Raw genomic sequence first — 19,048 nt, 5'->3', positions numbered from 1 at the left:
CTATGTTTTTTAAGGAACGCAGAGAAATCGCCCGGGTCATCCTCGAGAAGGACCCGGCGTGCAAGAATATGTTCGAAGCCATGTTTCTCTATCCGGTGGTGGAGGCGCTCTTGAGCCATAGGCGCGCCCACCGCCTCTACATACGGGGCCACTTTACCCTGGCGCGGTTCTTATCCCACCGCGCTCGCAGAAAGACGGGCATCGAAATCCATCCCGGCGCAAAGATCGGCAAGCGCCTGTTTATCGACCACGGCATGGGCGTGGTGATCGGCGAGACCGCAGAAATCGGCGACGACGTGACCATCTACCACGGCGTCACCTTGGGCGGGCGGGGGCTAAGCAAGACCAAGCGCCACCCCACCATCGGCGATCGGGTGATGCTCGGGGCGCGCAGCACCATCTTGGGACCGGTTGAAATCGGCGACGATGTAAAGGTCGGCGCCGGCGCCGTCGTCTTAGACAATGTAGAGGAAAATGTAACCGTCGTCGGCGTTCCCGCCGAAGTCGTACGCAGGCGATGACATCCGCTTTGAGCGGATGTTTTTCGTTTTGCGAAAATTTTGATATCGACGTGCAAACGAGAACAATCCCTAAATTCGAACCCATTTCACAGAAAAAGCAAAAACTTTGCAACAATTTGGTGAAAGATCGGTGTTGAAGGGTAAGTGTAAAAACAGTAGAATAGATATGAAAGCAATATTTTACAGTATTTAGGAGGAACTATGGCTTTATTTATCTTGGGTTTGGTCATCCTCATCGTCGGCGGCTTCTTCTACGGCAAATTCGTAGAAAAGATCTTCGGTCCGGACGACCGAGACACCCCCGCCGTTCGCCTGGCAGACGGCGTCGACTATGTAGAGATGAGCAAAGGCAGAAACGCGCTTATCGAATTGTTAAATATCGCGGGCACCGGCCCCATTTTGGGACCCATTCAAGGGATTTTGTTCGGGCCCATCGCATTTTTGACGATTCCCATCGGCTGTGTACTGGCCGGCGCGGTACACGACTATTTCGTCGGCATGATCTCCATGCGCAACAACGGCTGGCAAGTGCCCCGTCTGATCACCAAATACATGGGGTCTAAGGCCAACAAAATCTACATCGTCATCATCTGTATTCTGATGCTCCTCACCGGCGTCGTATTTATCTACACCCCCGGGGACTTGATCGTAAACGACCTCTTGGGCATGGACGTAAACGGCACCGCGATTTGGATCGCCTATGCGGGCATTCTCTTGTACTACATCGTGGCGACCCTTTTCCCCATCGATAAGATTATCGGAAGAATCTACCCGATTTTCGGCGCCGTATTGGTGCTGTCGGCGGTATTTATCTTTATCGGCATCCTGCTAAACGGCGCGCCCGATATGCACAATATCACCGAAGGGGCATTGCTCTCCAAGCACCCCACGGGTCAAATGTTTATCCCCGTGTTCTTTATCACCGTCGCCTGCGGTATTATGTCCGGTTTCCACGGATCCCAGGCAACCCTGATTTCCCGTACGGTTAAATCCGAACACGAAGGTCGCGGCATCTTCTACAACTCCATGATCATCGAAGGCTTTATCGCCATGGTCTGGGCGGCCGGTGCCATGATCGTATTTAACCGCGGCGCCGCCATTGACACCAACGCGACCCTGATGGTCGGGAACATTTCCCGCGAATTTATGGGTACCGTCGGCGGTCTCTTTGCCATTGCGGGCGTCATCGTGCTTCCCATCACCTCGGGCGATACGGCATTCCGTTCCCTGCGACTGATGGTGGCAGAGCAAATCAATATGGACCAATCCACGCCGAAAAACCGCGTGCTCCTTTCCTTGGTGCTCTTTATTCCCGCGGTGCTGATTCTGTTCTTTGCAAAATCCAACGGCGAAGGATTCCAAATCCTCTGGAGATACTTCGGCTTTACCAACCAACTGGTGGCCGTATTCGCTTTGGCGCTGATCTCCATCTACCTGAAGATGCACAACAAGCCCTACTGGCTCACCTTGATCCCCGGGCTGTTCTACGCTTTCGTCGTCGTAAGCTATATCGCCAGTGCCGATATCGGCCTGCGCTTGCCGATGACCGTCGCCTATATCATCGGCGCCGTAGGAGCTGTGCTCTACTTCTTCATCGTCAACAAAATTGCCGGCGGTCGCAAAGAAGAAGTAATGAAACACGAACAATAAACGCGATCCCTATAAGAAAAACGGACTACAGCAAATCATGTAGTCCGTTTTTCTTTTGCATAAATCAACCGGAAGCATTAGAGAAGACGTACCCCTCGTTCCGAGATAAAAGATAGTAGTTGTGATCAAATAAGAGCCTCGCTTCTCCCTTGAATTTGTTCATTTTATCGAGTGTGAAATTCCCAGATTCATCAAAATAAAAAGAATTTTGAAACTCTTTTATTGTATGAACCCCATATTCTTCCATCCCGATGAGTTCATAACGACCATTTTGATAACGGATTTTGATAGAAGAAGCGGGTGTTTTTACGTAATCGGAGGATGTGTCAGCTGGATCGTGGAAAATAATGGGGCATTCTTCATTTCGTGTATCCGGCGTTAATGTGATAATTCCGGCTTCTGAATCTTCTGCATAGTACATGTGTAGTGCATCAGCCAGTATAGACATGGATATAAAGTCGCGGCCATGGAGTTTAATGAGCGATCTAGTTTCAGGATTATTTGAGAAGTCAATTCCATCTACCCTAACTGAATACCAGGCAAGAATCTTCCTACCGTTTGGCTGTGTCAAATAGCCGGCCGTGCCTTCCCCGCCATAGGGTGCCGTTTCATAAGTAAGTCGGTACCCAAATGCGTCGGCGACCGCAGTGAGCTCCCCATAGAGTTCCTCTCCCTGATACTGCACGAGAATGGGGTAGTCCTTGCCCTCTATCCGCAGATGCATCTGCCGGCGGTCGTATTTCGGCGGCCGATAGTCGGAACCGATATACACCGTGCGGTGGGCGCCGTCCCAACCGATCTCCATCTGCAAAGCTTCCGCCACGGCGCGCAGGGGCACGAAGGTGCGGTCGCCGCGAATTTCGGGCGGGGCGTCGAGTTTGGCCATGATATAGCCGTCGGCGTGGTACAAATTTCGGTCGCCGATCCGAAAGATGACGGCGTCTTCGAAGTCGTTATAGGTATTTCCGATCACGACCGACCGGTACTCGGGCACCCATATCACATCTTTGTCCAGCTCCTCCGAGATGACTCGAAGGGGGACCATGGTGCGGTCGTTTTTGATATAGGGGGCCACATCGCTTTCGATGTAGTCGCCGTAAATCCACAGGCGAATGTCGCCTTGTGCAAGGCTCGTGCCCGAAAAGAGTAGCAGGAGCAGCAGTGCGGCGGCCAAAATTTTTCGTTTCATCCTCATCTCCTATCGAATTCTCGGCGAAGTCGGTATATATGTAAGACTTCGCTATAAAGGGATAAAGCGTGCGGCGAAAGAAAGAGGGCCCCGAAGGACCCTCGATCGATCGTGATTCTATTATAACAAAGTCCGTCCGAAGGCGTCTGCCCGAATGGCGGCTTCTTTGAGCCGATCCGCCGATAAGGGCGTGCGGGCGCGCTGAAACTCGATGGTTTCGGGGGCGAGTGCCATCATGCCGTCGAGATCGGATTCGGAAAGGCCGATTTCCGCCAGGGTGACGGGAAGGCCCAGGGAGCGGTTAAAGCGGGCGATTTTTTCGAGTCCCGTCGCGTTGTCGTCGTAGGCGTGAAGCACCATGACGCCAAAGGCGACCACTTCGCCGTGTAGGTAGCTGCCTTCGCGGACGACCGAGCAGGAGGTATCGAAGAAGACGTGTGCCAAAGACGAGTTGTAGTAGTATGCGTCCTGATTGGTGAGATTGGATACATAGCCGGTAGAGACCAAAATATCGAGTGCGACTTCTTCGACCGCGCGGCTTACGCGATGCGCCTTTACGTCTTGGAGTCCCGCCTCTGCGTATTCGATCAGCGGCGCTTCGCAGGTCTGTGCGATGCCGAGGCCCAGCCGGGCGGTGTGGTCGAGAGCTTCGCCGCGAGCGGCAAAGGTGACCTCCGCCTGTTTGCTGATGCCGTCGCCGATTCCCGCCCAAAAGTAGATGTCGGGGGCATTGGCGATGGTCTCGAGGTCGATAAAGACGTGGCGGGGCGCATGCGGAAAGGCGTAGTGCGACAGGCTGCCGTCGGGATGGTAGACCACGGCGATGGCGGTCATGGCCGCGCAGTTGGAGCAGATGGTGGGAAAGGCGAATACGGGCAGATCGAGCGCGAGGGACAGCACCTTTACGGTGTCGATGGCCTTGCCGCCGCCCACCGCAAAGAGGACATCGGCCGCGCGCACGGCGTCGTCGTTCGCCAGGCGGTCTATATTTTCTTGGCTACATTCGGTGCCGTAGACGACCTCGGCCACCACTTCGGCACCGGAGGCACGGACGGCTTCTCGAATCTTCGGGGCGGCCGCGGTCAAGGCGCGCTCTCCGCCGATGAGGGCGACGCGCGTATAGTGTGCGCGATCTATAACCGCGGCAAGGTCGTCATAGCCTCCGCGGGATACGCTGTATGCGGGCAAAAACATATACGAATCAACCTCCCTGCCCGGGCGCTTTCGCGTCTTCCGGGCACTGTATTTGTTGGTACTATACTATGAAAGCCTTTGGCGGACAAGGGTGTAAAAAGAAGAATATTGCGTACGAAAAAAGATACAAAAACAACCGGAGATCTCTCCGGTTGTGCGTGCGGCTATTCTGCGTCGGTTTCGCCGGCGAGGAGTGCCTTGGCGACCATTTGGGCGAACAGATTGCGTCCGATTCCCTTGGGGTGGGTGTGGTCCTCGATAAAGATGTCTTCCCGTTCTTTGGCGATGGAATACCAGTCGATCAGGTGCACATTCGGCCGCTTTGCAGCTTCGGCAAATTTTTCGTTGACGCTCGCCTCCCAGGGGTCGGGCATGGCGGTGTTGATCAGATAAATAGGCCGATCCCCCGTGCGGTCGAGGAGGTCCTTTAAGGTGTCGGAATGAAAGTCGGAATTGGTGCCCAGCTGGTATACCACGGGGACGTCCGTGTCCAGGTTTTCCAAATCGTACTCGGAGAGGACGTCTTTGGCGTGGACGAGTTGGCGGTTGACTTTGCCGTTTACGGTCATACGGGGCATAAGGTCTTCCACATAGGGAGCGACCATCTCGGTAATGCTGTCGCCGATCATCAACCCCCGCATTTCCGAAAGCGTCTCGAGATCGGCTTCGGTGAGGGCGAGGGCGGGCCACTCTGCATTGACGGCGCTCACCCCTTGGGGCACATCGCCTTCGGCATGCGCTTCTTCGGTTTGGACGGGGTCGGCCTCGGCCGCCGGGGACTCGGGCAAGAGGAATCCCGCCCCCGAAGAGAGGAGGAAGACGAGGAGCAGGGCGGGTACGAGTTTTTTGCGCTTAGGGGCGCGGAATAGGCGATAGGTGCCTTCTGCCGCGAGGAGTAGCACCGGCAGCTGCAAGAGCACCACCATCGTATACGAGATGGCGTGGTGGGCAAAAAACTGTTGAAAGAGCAGCATCAAGGGGTATTGCCACAGGTAGAGCTCATAGCTGCGGCTGCCGAAATAGCGCAGTAGGGGCGTATCGAAGGCGCGCGCCGCGGCGTTGTCGTCTTTGGCGACAAATACCAAGAGAAAGCAGATCAACAGGGTAAAGAGAAACATGCCCCCGTAATAGAGAAATTTCCCTTCGACAAAGAAGAAGAATAAGAGCAGCGTGACGGCCGTAAGGGCGAGCACGTGGAGGCTCTTGTCGCGCTGGGGTTTTCGGAAGATCCCCTGCTTGCCCAGTACGGCGAAGAGCGCGCCCATGGCAAAGGAGAAAAAGCGCGTATCGGTGCCGTAATAGATGCGGGTATGGTCCTCGTGAAAGGGCGTCATGCCCATCATCAGAAGAAACGAGACGATGAGCATCACGGCGAGGGAGAGGACAAAGGCGGGCTTTTTCTTGCCGAATCGCTTTTGAAGAATCGCCCAGACCAGATAAAACTGCATCTGTGCGGAGAGCGCCCACATATGGGTAAAGGGCAAGAAGCGCCCGTGCAGATCGAAGTACGAAAAGCCGTGGAGGATCTGCTGCCAGTTGTTTACGCCAAAGAGCGCGGCGAGGCCGGAGGCGAATACCGCCGAAAAATCGTCGCGGAAAAATACCGCGGCAAAAAACGTCGTCACCGCGACGACAAACAACAGGGGCGGGGTGAGCCGCTTGTAGCGGTCGATGAATTTGTGTATGGGCTCGGTCGGCTTGTCGAGAAATTGGCGCATGAGCAAATAGCCGGACAAGACGAAGAAAACCACCACGCCCAAATAGCCCCCGCGTACGACGTGGGGGTATAGGTGATACAGGATCACGCCCCACAGGGCGACGGCGCGTATCCCCGTAAAGGCGCGTATATGCTTGTGCACGTAAACATCTCCTTATGTAAAAAACGGTCGTAAAAACGACTCTTTTTCAGTATAGCACAAATGAGAATAAATGCACTTCCTGTGCCAAAAAAAGGGCGGATTTTCGCATTTCTTTCGGGAAAATAAAAAACGCCGCCGAATGCGGCGACGTTTTGCGATCGATGGTTTATTTTTCTTTCAGGAAGCGATCCCTGCGGGCGATCGCCTTATAGCCCAAGAACCACAGGGGCAGGATGATAAAGATCCAGTTGAAGATTCCCAGGTACTTGTAGGCGTTTTGTACGATCCACATCAGGCCCAAGCGGGACACCAGATAGCAGACCACCAGCGATGCCACGGCGATGATCGCCTTTTTCTTGACGATATTCGTCTCTTGCTTCATGATATGGGGCTCGATCCGTTGTACCATGCCGAAGATAAAGCCGACGGCGGTGGTGATCAGCGCCAAAAATAGGAGAATTGGGTAGAGCACCTCCAGGATCGGGATGTGAAGCTGGTTGACCACGGCGATGGTGGGAAGCGCCCGGGTGGTTTCGTTCAGGTAGATGTCGGGCATTTGCGAGAAGATCAACAGGCAGATGCCGACGAGCATCAGGATGTTCATCACCGCGCCGGCGATCATCGCGCCCTTGGATTCTTCTTTGGTTTCACCGCCCTTAAAAGAGGAGGTGATGCCGCCGATGGCGCTAATTTGGAATCCCGCATAGGTAAGCGCCCACAACAGCGAGTTCAAGAGATTGCCCGGCACGGTCTCATCGGATGCGCTAATGCCCCATTTGGTGGCTTGGGGATTCACATAGCCTTCGGAGAACAAGCGCGCGATATCCGGCCCGAATTTGATCAGGCCCGCCACGATAACGATAGAGATAATGGCCAAAATTGCGATAGTCATAATGGTGGCGTTTTTGCGGACGACTTCTTCTCCGAAGATGACGAGCAGGGTGACGATGACGACCATCAAAAGGGAGCCGACGATCACCGGCAGACCCAGATATTCGTTCACCAACAGCCCGCCGGTGGCGATGGTGGCGGCTGATGCGGCCACGGTGGTAATGACAATGCTCACGTCCATGGCGGGGGTGAGGACCTTGCTGTACTTGCCGTAGGCCTCTTTGGACCAGGCGTCATAGCTCCAACGATCGGTTTGGCGTGCGGTCTCCAGGCCCACATAGTAGGTCAGGGCGATCAGGACAAAGGTCAGAATGGGCATGAGTACGCCGAACCAGCCGTGGTTGGCGAAAAACTGCAGTTCCTGTGTACCCGAGGCGAAGCCCGCCCCGCAGTGGGTGGAAAACCACACCGTCGCAACGCCAAAACTGATCGGCGTTATGTAATTGTTCTTTTTCATCATTTCCTCCAGTCAATAGAGAGATACGTTTGCATGTGAAAAGTGTATCACAAAAGGAAAATACTGAAAAGAGCCCATACAAAAAAATAGCACGCTTTCCGAGCCGCCCTCGAAAAGCGAGATCTTACAGATAGTCCTTCTTCTTCAGATACCAGGTCAAAAGCAGAATCACCACGACGCTCAAGAGGATCAGCCACCAAAAGGCGAAGGGCGCCTTTTGTATGGGCAGCTCCGTGTTCATGCCCCAGTAGCCGCCGACGATGGTGGGTACGGTCATAAGAATGGTGATGGAGGTGAGGGTTTTCATGACCTCGTTTAGATTGTTGTTGATGACATTGGAATACAGATCGCCCAGTTTTTCCATCACCTGGGAGGCGTCTTCTGCCATTAGGCGCGCCTGCTTGCTTTCTACCTGCACGTCGTGAAGGAGTTCGTCGTGGTCGGGGTCTTCGTCCAATCGACGCAGGCGAAAGATCGCCTCGAGAACCGGCTCGTTTTCTCTTGTGGCGCTCTTAAACTGGATCAGACTGCGGGAAAGAATGATGTTTTTTTCGATATAGCCGCTCTTGGTAGAGCGCTTGATGTCCTGCTCCAAGCCCATAATCTCTTCGTTGATCTCCCGAATGGCGGCGACATAGCTCTTCGAAATATAGTAGGCGAAGTTGATAATCATATCCTCCACCGGCGAGGTGTTTTCCTTGGAGAGCTTGGGGCCCTTGCCTTCTTTGAAGGCGCGAAAAAAATCACTGCCGTCGTAGTGGACGGTAATTACCGCCTTTTTTGTAAGGATCAGCGCCACAGGGCGGGTATCGTAAGAGCCGTCGGTGTTTTTGATGGGATAGCGTAGGATAAACAGATCCGGCTTGGGATCGTCCTCGCCTTCGTTGCGGGGGACTTCGTAGGGATCGGCCACCCCAGTCAGATAGTCTCTAGGGAGTTCGTAGGCCCGCGTGATTTCTTTGATCTCGCGTTCGTCGGGACTTCTGAGTTCGATCCAAAAGGCCTCTTGGCCCTCCTGGGCTTCGCGGTAGCCGCGGTCTTTGCATGTGTATAATCGCTTCATCGTTTCCTCCTATTTCCTATATACCCGTATACCCGATAAAGCGTCGTCGGCCTCGGATTCCTTTATCAAAGGACTTTGATAAATGATTGTATACTTTTAGAGTATTTTTAGAAATCGGATGCGGAATTCCTTAAGTTTGTTATAATGGAGTCATGGTATTATACATAGTCAAAAACTAGGAGGTTCACAATGAGTGAAAAGAAAAAATTCAGTCTGGGACTGATTCCCCGACTGATCATCGCGATCCTCTTAGGGGTGCTGGTAGGAAGTTACTTACCCGAAGTCGTCACCAAAATCGCAGTGACATTTTCTGCGAACTTCGGTAAGTTCTTGAACTTCATCATCCCCCTGATGATTATCGCATTTGTCAGCAAAGGTATCGCCGACCTCTCCGAGGGTGCCGGTAAGCTGCTCTTGGCTACGGTTGGCCTGGCGTATTGCTCCACCTTGATCGGGGGCTCTTTGTCCTATATCATGGCGAGCAATATTTTCCCGAGCTTTATCTCCAAGGAAATGGTCGCAGAAATTCAAGGCGCCACCGAAAAGACCGTCGAAGCGTACTTCGAGATTCCCCTCGAACCGGCGATCGACGTTACCGGTGCGTTGGTTCTCGCCTTTATGGTGGGTCTGTGCGTTTCCATATTGAGACAACGGGGCACCGGCGACGGCTTCTACACCTTGGTAGACGAATTTAACGAAATGATTAAGATGGTTTTGGCCAATGTCATTATTCCCTTACTTCCTTTCTTTATCTTCGGGAACTTCGCAAATATGGCCTACTCCGGCAGTGTATTTGCAATCCTTTCCATCTTTATCCGCATCTTCGTCTGCATCCTGATTCTCCACGTGCTCTACGTCTTTGCGATGTTCCTCGTGGCGGGCACCTACACCAAGAGAAATCCGGTTCAATCTTTTATCAAGATGATTCCGGGCTACCTCACCGCTGTGGGTACCCAATCTTCGGCGGCTTCCATTCCCGTCAATGTGGAATGTAACCGTCAAATCGGGGTTACCCGACAGATCCGCGAATTCGTCATCCCCTTGTCGGCGACGGTACACTTGCCCGGTTCTATGATCACCATTACGGCCTGTGTATATACTTTGCTGTATATGTATAATATGCCCCACAACTACGGCCTGTTGATTCAATTTATTGCCGTATTGGGCGTGGCTATGGTGGCGGCTCCCGGCGCACCGGGCGGCGCGGTAATGAGTGCCCTGCCCTTCTTGCCGGTGGTCGGCATCGCGACGGATTCTCCCATCGCGGCCATCCTCGTCTCCCTCTATCTGACTCAGGACTCTTTCGGTACGGCGGCCAACGTAGCCGGCGACAACGCGATTTCTATGATCGTAGAAAAAATCTACTACGACCATATCGTCAAGCGTCCCAAGCCGAATATCGAAGACGAAGAAGAAGACACGGACGAAATTGCTGTATAAATACCGTATAAGAAGAGGTCCCCTCGGGGACCTTTTTTTGTCGCAGAAATTGACGATTTCTTTGCGGTTTTGGGTATATACACATATATCGATGAGGTTCGGATGCGAACCGACACAGTAAGAAGACAGTAAGGAGGAGTCCCATGGACATTCGATACGAACCCGACAATCACCGGGTCGCCGCCTACGAGGACGCAAAGGAAGTCGGGGAGGCGATCTATCGGGAAGCAGAGGACATTTGGGTATTGGACTGTACCTGCGTGGACGAGCCGAACAAGGGGCGCGGCATCGGCGGCGAGCTGGTGGTGGCCCTGGCGGGCGAGGCGAGAAAGCGCGGGGTAAAGATTATTCCCCTATGTCCCTACGCCAAGCGCGTATTCGATACCGATGCCTCCTATGCGGACGTACGCAAACACTGATACCTGAAGGGAGAAAATGATGACGATTGTAAAAAAAGGCGACAGCGCGCCGAAATTCGTACTTCGGGATCAAACCGGCGAGAAGGTCGACTCGAAGGATCTAAAGGGAAAGGTGCTTTTGGCCTTTCACCCGCTGGCCTTTACCTCTCTGTGTACCGACCAAATGCGCGATCTCGAAAACGCCTATGAGGATTTCGAAAAGCTGGGCGTGACCCCCTTCGGCATCAGCGTGGATGCCCATCCGTCAAAGGGCGTGTGGGCAAAGAGCATCGGTCTCGGAAAACTCAAGATCCTCGCCGACTTCGAGCCCAAGGGCGACCTCGCCAAGCAGTGCGGGGTCTATATCGACAAGGCTGGCATCAGCGGACGCGCCGTCGTGGTCTACGAGGACGACGCGGTGATTTGGTGCAAACAATACGAACAAGACGAGCGGCCCGATGTCGACGAGATTCTTTCGGCGCTCCGATAAATTACAGCGCAAAAAAAGAGCAGGTTCTTTTGAACCTGCTCTTTTTCTTCGATTACCAAATGCCCATAAGATGTTGCATCAAAAGGCTTACGACGGCGATCGAGACCCAGCAGATGCCGCCCAAGGCGAGGGCGCTTCCGCCGGTTTTTACGAGCTTTACGATGTCGGTGTTCAGCCCGATGGCCGCCATTGCCATGGTGATGCAGAATTTCGAGAGGGTCTTTAAGGGGGCAAAAAACGCGCCGTCTATGCCGCTGCCGGTAAGTACGGTGGTTAAGATCGATGCCGCCAAAAACAAAAAGACGAAGTAAGGGAGCACGTTTTTTATCGAGACCGCGCCTCCCCCCGCCTTGGTTTTTCGGTAGGCGAGGAACAAGGTGATGGGGAGGATGGCCAGGGTGCGGGTGAGCTTTACCGTGGTGGCGATGTCGAGCGCATTGGAGGTGTGCATCGCATCCCAAGTGCTCGCCGCCGCCGTCACCGACGAGGTGTCGTTGATGGCGGTGCCGGCAAAGATCCCGAAGCCCTCATTGGTAAGTCCCAATATGCCGCCCAGGGTGGGAAAGAGGAGGGCCGCCAGCACATTGTAGAAGAAGATGACAGAAATCGCCTTGGCGATCTCTTCTTCCCGCGCTTCGACGACCGGCGCGGTGGCGGCAATGGCACTGCCGCCGCAGATCGAAGAGCCCACGCCCACCAGCGTCGCCGAGACGGGGGTGATGTCGAGCTTTTTTTGCAAAAGGTACGACACAATCAACGCCGTGGCGATGGTGGAGATGATGATGGGCAGGGACTGGGCGCCGACGCGCAGCACTTCGAAGAGATTCATGCCGAATCCCAAGAGCACCACCGCGAGCTGCAGTATGTATTTCGCGGTAAAGGAAATGCCCGGATCCAACGCCGTGCGGGGAAACGAGAACCGTGCCAGAATCATGCCGATCAAAATGGCGAAGACGGCGCCGCCTACGATGGGAAAGGACTTGCCCAAGAAGGTCGCCGCCAAGGCAATCACGGCGGCGAGGAGCATGCCCGGAATTTTTTGTTGCATAAATGCCTCACTTTCCGTCCCCGAAGGGACAAAGAAAGGGGCCGGCGAACCGGCCCCTTCCGCGCTGTTTAATACGTTTCTTTAAAGAGTTCGAACCACTTTTGGGGGTGCACGCAGGCGGGGCAAACATCCGGCGCGGTCTTGCCTTCGTGGATGTAGCCGCAGTTGTTGCACTTCCAGAGGACGACTTCGTCGCGTTCGAAGAGGCGGTCGTTTTTGACATTGTCCAGGAGCTTTTTGTAGCGGTCCCGGTGCTTTTCTTCTACTTCAGAGATTTCGGTAAATGCCTCGGCGACTTCGTCGAAACCCTCTTCTTTGGCGATTTTGGCGAAGGTCGGATACATATCCGTCGCTTCGTCGTTTTCGCCGGCGATGGCCGCTTCCAGATTGGCGGCGGTATCGGCATAAGTAACGGGGAAGTTCCAGTCCACATTCAGTTCTTCGTGGGTCATTTCCGCGGTGAGGAATTTATAGAAGCGCTTGGCGTGCTCTCTTTCGTTGCGAGCGGTTTCCTCAAAGATATTGCGAATTTGAATGGATGCGTCTTTTTCCGCCTGTTTGGCGTACATGGTGTAGCGCATATTCGCCTGGCTCTCTCCGGCAAACGAAGTGAGCAGGTTGACGGCGGTTTTGCTGCCTTTTAATGTCATTGTCTACCTCCTGTGATCGAAATCATAACGGTACACCTCCATCATACTCCACTTTTTCGGCGTTTTCAACACGACCGCTTCGTGATATACTGATACCGTATGCAATCGTTTCAATAGGAGGTAACTATGAAAATTTTGTGCGCAGGCCCTACGACCATCGATCCGCGTGTAGAAAAAGCCATGCAAGGGATTGTTACCAATCCCGACCTGGATCCGGAATATGAAAAGTTCCACCGCAATGTGGAGAAAAAGCTTTCCCGCGTGGTACATACCGACCGCCCTTCGATCATTATGTTGGCCGAAGGCATGCTCGCCTTGGAAGGGAGCGTGTGCTCTTTGATGGAACCGGGCGAGCGCGTATTGGTGCTTTCCAACGGCTTTTTCGGCGCGGGTTTTTCGGAATTCGTCGACTTTTTCGGCGGCGAAGCGGTGCTGTTTGAAGGCGATTTTCGCCACGGACTCGACGTCGACGCGCTGCGGGCGTTTTTAGAAAAGGATTCGGACTTCGCCCTGGCGACCATGGTGCACTGCGAAACCCCCTCGGGCATCACCAACGACGCCGCCGCCATCTGCAAACTCTTAAAGGAATACAGTATCCTCTCGATCGTCGACTGTGTCTCGTCCTTCGGCGGCGAAGACATCGACTTCGACGAAAGCGGCATGGACATTCTTCTCGGCGGCACCCAAAAGTGTCTGAGTGCGCCGACGGGTCTTTCGATTTTGACCCTAAGCGAAGCGGCGGAACAAAAAATGCGAAATCGCAAGACGCGGATTCCCAGCTACTATATGAATCTCTTAAACTATCTCGACGTGAGCGAAGACTTCGCCTTTCCCTACACCATGAGTGAACACCTGACCTATGCCTTAAACGAGGCGCTGGATCTGTGGCAAGAACGCGATTCGATCGCCCTACATAGACAATACGGCGAGATTACGAGAAAGGCCTTCGTCGACAGCGGTTTTACCCTGTACCCGAAGGACGCCTTTTCCGATACGGTAACCGCCGTCTGCGTGCCCGATGGCATGACCGCCACCGAGATCTTAGACCGCTGCCGAGAAAAGGGCGTCATGATCTCCAAGGGCGTGGGGGAACTCCACGATGGGCTGATCCGCATCGGACATATGGGGTCGAACATCTCCGAAGAGAACTTCCGCGCGCTCTTTACGGTTTTAGACGAAGTCTTTGGCGAGGCGGGCATGGCCGATACCCGATTCCTCGAGACCTTCGAGGCGGCGATTGCGCGCGCGTGATTTTCACATAGGGTGCGTGTGGTATAATAATAAAAAGAAGGGGGGATTTCCATGAAAGGCATATTTGTCGTAATCGAAGGGCCCGACGGATCTGGAAAGAGCACCGTGGCGCGGGGCATCGAATCGTACTATCGCCTTCGAGGGGTAGACGTCATCAGCACCCGGGAGCCGGGGGGTACCGCGATCTCCGAGGAAATCCGCGATATTCTGCTCTCGCCCGAGAACAAGGAGATGCACCCCCGCACCGAGGCGCTCTTGTATGCGGCGAGCCGCGCCCAACACGTGGAAGAGCGCATTATTCCCGCCCTCGAGGCGGGGCAGCTGGTGATCTGTGAGCGGTTCGTCTTCTCGAGCCTCGTCTACCAGGGCCTGTGCCGGCAACTGGGGCTTTCGGCGATCGAGGCGATCAACGAATTCGCCACCGCGGGCCTTTCGGCCGACATCACCATCTATTTAGACAGCGCCGAGCACTCCTCGCTTTCCCGCATCGGGGATCGAAAGGCGGATCGGCTGGAATCGGACGAGGGCATTTTGGGATCCGTAGAGGAAAATTACCGCATCCTCTCCCGCAAATGGGACGACCGCCTGGTGCGGATCGACGCCTTTTTGCCGCAGGAGGAGGTCCTGGCCCGTTGTATCGAAAGCATAGAAAAGGAGCGCAATCAACGATGAAACTGATATTTGCCATCGTGCAGGACCAAGACGCCTCCGGCTTGATCGACGTCCTGACCGAAAAGAGATTCCGCGTGACGAAACTGTCTTCTTCCGGCGGCTTTTTGAAATCCGGAAACACCACCCTCTTGATGGGCGTAGAGGAAGAAGATATGGACGAACTCTTGACGATTTTGGAGGAAAACTGCTCGGTACGCGACGAGCCCGCCTCTATGGTCGCCATGACCGCGCCGGGAGAATCCTTCCTGCCCTATCCGCTCAATGTGCGGGTGGGCGGCGCCACGATCTTTATCCTCGACGTGGCGGAATACAGCCGCTATTAAGGGGGCCGTCATGGAAAAGATGGTCTTTGCCATAATCGCCGACCGCTTTATCGGCGACTTTATCGACGAATTGATGGAAGAGGGCATATCCGTTACCGAGATGGCGTCCACCGGCGGCTTTCTAAAAGAGGGAAACACCACCGTGGTCATCGGCATTCGGGCGGAGCAGGAGGCGCGCTTAAAAGATATCTTTCAGCGCATTATCGGCGATCGCCACGATCCCGAAGATCCCCACGCCGGCGCCCATGTGTTTTCCGTCAATTTGGAAAAGGGCATGCAGATATAATGAAACATACACAGAGCTTTCCCGCAGGCGGGCTGCACAGCTACATCCTCAAGGGATCGGGTGAGGGTGCGCTCCGTCGGGGGCGGGAATTTGCCATGGCTCTACTCTGCCCGGAAGGGGACGCCCCTTGCGGGCATTGTGCTTCGTGCCGCCAATTTGTATCGGGGGCGGGGGACGGCAAAAACCACCCCGACTATTTCGAGATCCTGCCCAGCAAAAAGACGCGAAATGCCTCCATCAAAAAAGAGATGGTGGAAGACGTCATCGAAGAGGCGTCCATGACCTCGTATTTGGGGGGCGGCAAGGTGTTTTTGTTTTCGGAATTCGAAAAGACCACCGTCGAGGGCCAAAATGCGCTGTTAAAACTGTTGGAAGAGCCGCCGGCTAAGACGTCGTTTCTCTTGCTGAGCGCCCATCCCGACCGCATTCTGCCGACGGTTCGGTCGCGCTCGGGCTATTACGAACTCCGCGTAGAAGAAGCGGAGACCGACCCCGTCCTCAAACGAGAAACATTTGCCATGCTCCACCGCCTATTTGCGCGGCGGGAAGAGGCATTTCTCGCGCGGAAGTTGGTGGAGGAGAAGAAGGACGACATCGATCCGCTGTTCGCTTGTATCGAAAGCTATCTGCGGGATATGGCGGTATGGCTCGAGACGAAAGATGAAAATCGGCTCTACAACGGCGAGTTTCGGACGCAGATCGCGGCGGATGCCGAAAAGGCAGGGTCCCGCGTCTACGACATGATCGAGGCGCTCTATACGGTCTACGACTTAAAGGAACACAATGTGAATCGTGACTTTGCGATCGAATGGATGCTGTTAGAATTTGGGGGATAGGATGAAAGACGTAGTGGGCGTTCGCTTTAAGGAACGCGGAAAAATCTACTACTTTGCGCCGCACGGCGAGGCGCTTGCGGTGGGCGATGCCGTTATCGTAGAGACCGCCCGGGGGATCGAATACGGGTATGTCGCGATTGCGCATAAGACAGTGGCCGACGACGATGTGATCGGCGATTTAAAGCCCGTGCTCCGAATCGCCACCGAGGCGGATCGGGACCGGTATATCGCCAATCGCAATCTCGCCCGCGAAGCGCTCTTGATCTGCGAAAAAAAGGTCGCGGAACACGGGCTCGATATGCACCTTATCTCCTCCGAGTACACCTTCGACAACTCCAAGCTCCTATTCTACTTTACCGCCGACGAGCGGGTGGACTTTCGGCGCCTGGTGCGCGATCTCGCCGCCATTTTTCGCACGCGGATCGAGTTGCGCCAAATCGGGGTGCGCGACGAGGCGAAGATGATCGGCGGCATCGGCGGTTGCGGCCGGGAATGCTGCTGTTCGTCGTACTTGACGGAATTTTCGTCGGTGGGGATCCATATGGCGAAGGACCAGGGACTTTCGTTGAATCCCGACGCCATCAGCGGCGTTTGCGGTCGCCTGCTGTGCTGTCTGCGCTACGAGCAGGAAGGCTACGAAGAAAACCTGAAGCGCCTGCCCCGCCCGGGCAAAAAAGTCGTCACCCCCGAAGGCCGGGGCGTAGTGGTAGAGACCTCGACTTTGCGCGCGTTGGTCAAGGTCAAAATCCACGGCGACGACGGCTTCGAGTACCATGTGTTTCCGGCGGACGAACTAGAGCGAGAGGCCGCGTGCGGCCAAAAAGGCTGCGGGGGAGGATGTGGCCATGAAGCTTAGGCTACAGCTTCTTATCGGTACCCCGTCGGCGCGCATGTCGGGGCTGATGGCCCTTATCGCCCTTATGGGCGTCGACGCCTTTCCCGGGTTTTACTTTCAGACCCGCATCCCTCACATCGTCGCGGCGGCGGCCGTGTGGGGGATATATTTTTGCCTGCTGCACCTCGGCCTGCGCGCCTTTCGCCGATTCTTCGGGCGGCATATGTCGCCCGCGGCGGTAGAGGCGGTGCTTCTTGCGGCCGCGATTTACGGCGTACTGGAAGAGGAGCGGCAGGTGCGCGGCTTGGGGCCCGCGAACGACCTGTATTTTTACGGCATCGCCGTCGTCACCGTGCTCTGTATATGGTTTGCCGTCGATCGGCTTTCGAGTAAAAAAGCGTGCCCTTTTCGCATCGCGGCGGGGGCCTTGTGGCTCCTGCCCGTCGTGCTTTTTTACGGCCTCCCCGGCGGCGGCAAACAGCCGCCGAAGGCGCCGGCCGATCGCACGATCCCTGCGCGCTACCCCTGGGAAAAAGTGGTCTACGGCCCCGATCATACGATCGACTTCGGCACGGCGGACTACTCCGCCTACGCCCGGGTGCCCGCGCGGCAGGAGAAATTTCGCCTGTGGCAAAACGGCTACGATCTGCAGTCGATCCCCTTTGAAGGCGAAATCTACATACCCCGCACCGAGGAGAAGGTGCCGGTGCTGTTTTTCGTACACGGCAACCACAATATGATCGAGGACAATATGGAGGGATACGGCTATTTGGGGCGATATTTGGCGGCGCGGGGCATCGGCTTTGTCTCGGTGGAAGAGTCGCATTTTAACGCCTATTTGGGCAAGGGGCTCCGGGCAGAAAACGACGCCCGCGCGCTCTTCTTGTTGGACCATGTGGACAAGATTCTGCACGAAAGCGCCCTGAAAGACCGCATAGATCCCGAGCGGATCTATCTGGGCGGCCACAGCCGGGGCGGCGAGGCGGCGGCCATTGCGGCGGCGCTTTCCGATCTGCCCTACGACCCCGATACGGGGAAAAAGACGCCCGAAATCCCCGTGGCGGGCGTGCTTTCGGTGGCGCCCACCGACGGCCAGTTTCGCCCGGGCGATGCGCCGGTGGAACTGAATGTGCCCTATTTTTTGATTCAGGGCACCCACGACCAGGACGTGGCATCGATGGAGGGCATGAACCAGTACGAGCGGACGAGTGCCGATCGGTGGCAGATTTTGATCGACTACGCCAACCATACGCAGTTTAACGAAAACTGGGGACGATTGGACCGGGAGGGGCTTTCGGCGCTCTATTTGAACACGGCCGATATATTGGAAGCGCGCGTACAGCGAGCGTATCTCGAATTGCTCGCCTACGCCTTTGTCGCAGACGAGACGATCTTCGAGGATCTTGCCGCCTACCTCCCCGATGGGGGCTACGCGCTTCGCCGCGACAGCCCGTCGAAGGTCCTCGCCGACTTTGAAGAGGACGCCGATCTCACCACCGGAACCGCCGAGGGCGTGCGCATCGACGGCAAAGACGCCGCTATCTGGCGCGAAGGCGCCTTTTCGCCATCCGGACGGGGCGGCGAAAACCGCGTCCTCACCTTTAGCGGCAGGGTAGAAATCGCCCTTCCCGCCGGCGGCGGCACAGATCTCGTTATGGATGTGGCGGCGAAGCGGGGCGCGCCCGATTTTACCCTCATCCTGGAAGACGCGGCGGGCGAGCGGGTGTCCTTTCCTTCCGATGCGAGAACGCTTCACGCAAGCCTTTCCGCGGGCTTTCTCAAATGGCAGCACCTCGCCGATATATGGGAATACAAAACGGCGCTCGAGACGATCGCCTTCGGCGCCGAGGAGATGCGGGCCCAAAACCCCGCCTTTTCGCTCGGGGCGCTTACAAAAATCGTCATCGAGTCCCGGGGAGAAATGCAGATCGACCGAATCCGCACGACAGAAAAAAAGTCTGATTAAACTATGCTTTCGCGGGTATAAAATCTACG

The 19,048-nt window shown here is 55.3% G+C and carries 19 protein-coding genes; 12 read left to right on the top strand and 7 right to left on the bottom strand.

The features are described from left to right. Nucleotides 1-2 precede the first annotated feature (2 nt). Together epsC and EL294_RS07535 are read left to right on the top strand one after the other, a co-directional pair. Nucleotides 3-521, top strand: a complete 519-nt coding sequence (gene epsC / locus EL294_RS07540) for a serine O-acetyltransferase EpsC (RefSeq protein WP_126466220.1) — start codon at nucleotides 3-5, stop codon at nucleotides 519-521. Between the two features lie 201 nt (nucleotides 522-722). Next, nucleotides 723-2,171 carry a carbon starvation CstA family protein gene (locus tag EL294_RS07535; RefSeq protein ID WP_126466219.1) on the top strand — a complete coding sequence of 483 codons (1,449 nt, stop codon included), beginning with the start codon at nucleotides 723-725 and terminating at the stop codon, nucleotides 2,169-2,171. 64 nt (nucleotides 2,172-2,235) lie between these two features. Here EL294_RS07535 and EL294_RS07530 read toward each other — a convergent pair whose 3' ends face one another. The 5 genes from EL294_RS07530 to EL294_RS07510 all read right to left on the bottom strand — a co-directional run bounded on the left by EL294_RS07530 (nucleotide 2,236) and on the right by EL294_RS07510 (nucleotide 8,824). Then, entirely contained in the window at nucleotides 2,236-3,360 is a 1,125-nt protein-coding gene (locus EL294_RS07530) for a copper amine oxidase N-terminal domain-containing protein (RefSeq protein WP_164715267.1), read from the bottom strand. 120 nt (nucleotides 3,361-3,480) lie between these two features. Then, a complete protein-coding gene (locus EL294_RS07525; protein ID WP_126466217.1) occupies nucleotides 3,481-4,554 on the bottom strand; it encodes an iron-containing alcohol dehydrogenase family protein in 1,074 nt (357 codons plus the stop codon). Between the two features lie 164 nt (nucleotides 4,555-4,718). Beyond that, a complete protein-coding gene (locus EL294_RS07520; RefSeq protein ID WP_126466216.1) occupies nucleotides 4,719-6,413 on the bottom strand; it encodes an acyltransferase family protein in 1,695 nt (564 codons plus the stop codon). A gap of 166 nt (nucleotides 6,414-6,579) precedes the next feature. Then, nucleotides 6,580-7,761, bottom strand: coding sequence for a YkvI family membrane protein (locus EL294_RS07515; protein WP_126466215.1), 1,182 nt, complete (start codon nucleotides 7,759-7,761; stop codon nucleotides 6,580-6,582). Between the two features lie 124 nt (nucleotides 7,762-7,885). Next, nucleotides 7,886-8,824 (bottom strand): magnesium transporter CorA family protein, encoded by a 939-nt coding sequence (locus tag EL294_RS07510; protein WP_126466214.1) that lies wholly within the window; start codon nucleotides 8,822-8,824, stop codon nucleotides 7,886-7,888. Nucleotides 8,825-9,013: 189 nt separating this feature from the next. Here EL294_RS07510 and EL294_RS07505 point away from each other — a divergent pair, with 189 nt between their 5' ends. From EL294_RS07505 to EL294_RS07495, 3 genes are all read left to right on the top strand, one after another. Next, entirely contained in the window at nucleotides 9,014-10,264 is a 1,251-nt protein-coding gene (locus EL294_RS07505; RefSeq protein WP_126466213.1) for a dicarboxylate/amino acid:cation symporter, read from the top strand. A 143-nt stretch (nucleotides 10,265-10,407) separates the two neighbouring features. Continuing rightward, a complete protein-coding gene (locus tag EL294_RS07500) occupies nucleotides 10,408-10,683 on the top strand; it encodes a GNAT family N-acetyltransferase (protein ID WP_126466212.1) in 276 nt (91 codons plus the stop codon). A 19-nt stretch (nucleotides 10,684-10,702) separates the two neighbouring features. After that, the gene (locus EL294_RS07495; protein WP_126466211.1) at nucleotides 10,703-11,152 is read left to right on the top strand and encodes a redoxin domain-containing protein; all 450 of its coding nucleotides are present in this window, start codon (nucleotides 10,703-10,705) and stop codon (nucleotides 11,150-11,152) included. 52 nt (nucleotides 11,153-11,204) lie between these two features. On the opposite strand, the gene EL294_RS07490 is transcribed toward EL294_RS07495, so the two are convergent. Further along, nucleotides 11,205-12,200, bottom strand: a complete 996-nt coding sequence (locus tag EL294_RS07490; protein ID WP_126466210.1) for a YeiH family protein — start codon at nucleotides 12,198-12,200, stop codon at nucleotides 11,205-11,207. A 68-nt stretch (nucleotides 12,201-12,268) separates the two neighbouring features. Next, nucleotides 12,269-12,850: a rubrerythrin gene (rbr, locus tag EL294_RS07485; RefSeq protein ID WP_126466209.1), complete on the bottom strand. Its 582-nt coding sequence runs from the start codon at nucleotides 12,848-12,850 to the stop codon at nucleotides 12,269-12,271. 126 nt (nucleotides 12,851-12,976) lie between these two features. On the opposite strand from rbr, the gene EL294_RS07480 reads away from it, so the two are divergent. From EL294_RS07480 to EL294_RS07450, 7 genes are read left to right on the top strand one after another with little or no spacing between them, the layout of a single operon-like run. Further along, complete coding sequence (locus EL294_RS07480; protein WP_126466208.1) at nucleotides 12,977-14,101, top strand: pyridoxal-phosphate-dependent aminotransferase family protein; 1,125 nt, start codon at nucleotides 12,977-12,979, stop codon at nucleotides 14,099-14,101. Between the two features lie 51 nt (nucleotides 14,102-14,152). After that, a complete protein-coding gene (gene tmk, locus EL294_RS07475) occupies nucleotides 14,153-14,773 on the top strand; it encodes a dTMP kinase (RefSeq protein WP_126466207.1) in 621 nt (206 codons plus the stop codon). Further along, nucleotides 14,770-15,096 (top strand): cyclic-di-AMP receptor, encoded by a 327-nt coding sequence (locus EL294_RS07470; protein WP_126466206.1) that lies wholly within the window; start codon nucleotides 14,770-14,772, stop codon nucleotides 15,094-15,096. The genes tmk and EL294_RS07470 overlap by 4 nt, the downstream gene beginning before the upstream one ends. Nucleotides 15,097-15,106: 10 nt before the next feature. Beyond that, nucleotides 15,107-15,382, top strand: a complete 276-nt coding sequence (locus EL294_RS07465; protein ID WP_164715266.1) for a cyclic-di-AMP receptor — start codon at nucleotides 15,107-15,109, stop codon at nucleotides 15,380-15,382. Continuing rightward, nucleotides 15,382-16,218, top strand: a complete 837-nt coding sequence (locus tag EL294_RS07460; RefSeq protein ID WP_126466204.1) for a DNA polymerase III subunit — start codon at nucleotides 15,382-15,384, stop codon at nucleotides 16,216-16,218. Before EL294_RS07465 ends, EL294_RS07460 begins: the two co-directional genes overlap by 1 nt. 1 nt (nucleotide 16,219) lies before the next feature. Further along, on the top strand, nucleotides 16,220-17,074 hold the full coding sequence (locus tag EL294_RS07455; RefSeq protein ID WP_126466203.1) for a PSP1 domain-containing protein: 855 nt from the start codon (nucleotides 16,220-16,222) through the stop codon (nucleotides 17,072-17,074). Then, nucleotides 17,064-19,019: an alpha/beta hydrolase gene (locus EL294_RS07450; RefSeq protein WP_126466202.1), complete on the top strand. Its 1,956-nt coding sequence runs from the start codon at nucleotides 17,064-17,066 to the stop codon at nucleotides 19,017-19,019. The genes EL294_RS07455 and EL294_RS07450 overlap by 11 nt, the downstream gene beginning before the upstream one ends. Nucleotides 19,020-19,048: the final 29 nt, after the last annotated feature.

Origin of the sequence: Aedoeadaptatus ivorii, from assembly GCF_900638585.1 — a bacterium.
Taxonomy (GTDB): Bacteria; Bacillota; Clostridia; order Tissierellales; family Peptoniphilaceae; genus Aedoeadaptatus; species Aedoeadaptatus ivorii.
This window is presented reverse-complemented; position numbering and strand designations above follow the sequence as displayed.

What these genes read in the sequence shown, in the direction of transcription:
- epsC (WP_126466220.1), top strand. Translation starts at nt 3, where the DNA reads ATGTTTTTTAAGGAACGCAGAGAAATCGCCCGGGTCATCCTCGAGAAG.
- EL294_RS07535 (WP_126466219.1), top strand. Translation starts at nt 723, where the DNA reads ATGGCTTTATTTATCTTGGGTTTGGTCATCCTCATCGTCGGCGGCTTC.
- EL294_RS07530 (WP_164715267.1), bottom strand. Translation starts at nt 3,360, where the DNA reads ATGAAACGAAAAATTTTGGCCGCCGCACTGCTGCTCCTGCTACTCTTT.
- EL294_RS07525 (WP_126466217.1), bottom strand. Translation starts at nt 4,554, where the DNA reads ATGTTTTTGCCCGCATACAGCGTATCCCGCGGAGGCTATGACGACCTT.
- EL294_RS07515 (WP_126466215.1), bottom strand. Translation starts at nt 7,761, where the DNA reads ATGAAAAAGAACAATTACATAACGCCGATCAGTTTTGGCGTTGCGACG.
- EL294_RS07510 (WP_126466214.1), bottom strand. Translation starts at nt 8,824, where the DNA reads ATGAAGCGATTATACACATGCAAAGACCGCGGCTACCGCGAAGCCCAG.
- EL294_RS07505 (WP_126466213.1), top strand. Translation starts at nt 9,014, where the DNA reads ATGAGTGAAAAGAAAAAATTCAGTCTGGGACTGATTCCCCGACTGATC.
- EL294_RS07500 (WP_126466212.1), top strand. Translation starts at nt 10,408, where the DNA reads ATGGACATTCGATACGAACCCGACAATCACCGGGTCGCCGCCTACGAG.
- EL294_RS07495 (WP_126466211.1), top strand. Translation starts at nt 10,703, where the DNA reads ATGACGATTGTAAAAAAAGGCGACAGCGCGCCGAAATTCGTACTTCGG.
- EL294_RS07490 (WP_126466210.1), bottom strand. Translation starts at nt 12,200, where the DNA reads ATGCAACAAAAAATTCCGGGCATGCTCCTCGCCGCCGTGATTGCCTTG.
- rbr (WP_126466209.1), bottom strand. Translation starts at nt 12,850, where the DNA reads ATGACATTAAAAGGCAGCAAAACCGCCGTCAACCTGCTCACTTCGTTT.
- EL294_RS07480 (WP_126466208.1), top strand. Translation starts at nt 12,977, where the DNA reads ATGAAAATTTTGTGCGCAGGCCCTACGACCATCGATCCGCGTGTAGAA.
- tmk (WP_126466207.1), top strand. Translation starts at nt 14,153, where the DNA reads ATGAAAGGCATATTTGTCGTAATCGAAGGGCCCGACGGATCTGGAAAG.
- EL294_RS07470 (WP_126466206.1), top strand. Translation starts at nt 14,770, where the DNA reads ATGAAACTGATATTTGCCATCGTGCAGGACCAAGACGCCTCCGGCTTG.
- EL294_RS07465 (WP_164715266.1), top strand. Translation starts at nt 15,107, where the DNA reads ATGGAAAAGATGGTCTTTGCCATAATCGCCGACCGCTTTATCGGCGAC.
- EL294_RS07460 (WP_126466204.1), top strand. Translation starts at nt 15,382, where the DNA reads ATGAAACATACACAGAGCTTTCCCGCAGGCGGGCTGCACAGCTACATC.
- EL294_RS07455 (WP_126466203.1), top strand. Translation starts at nt 16,220, where the DNA reads ATGAAAGACGTAGTGGGCGTTCGCTTTAAGGAACGCGGAAAAATCTAC.
- EL294_RS07450 (WP_126466202.1), top strand. Translation starts at nt 17,064, where the DNA reads ATGAAGCTTAGGCTACAGCTTCTTATCGGTACCCCGTCGGCGCGCATG.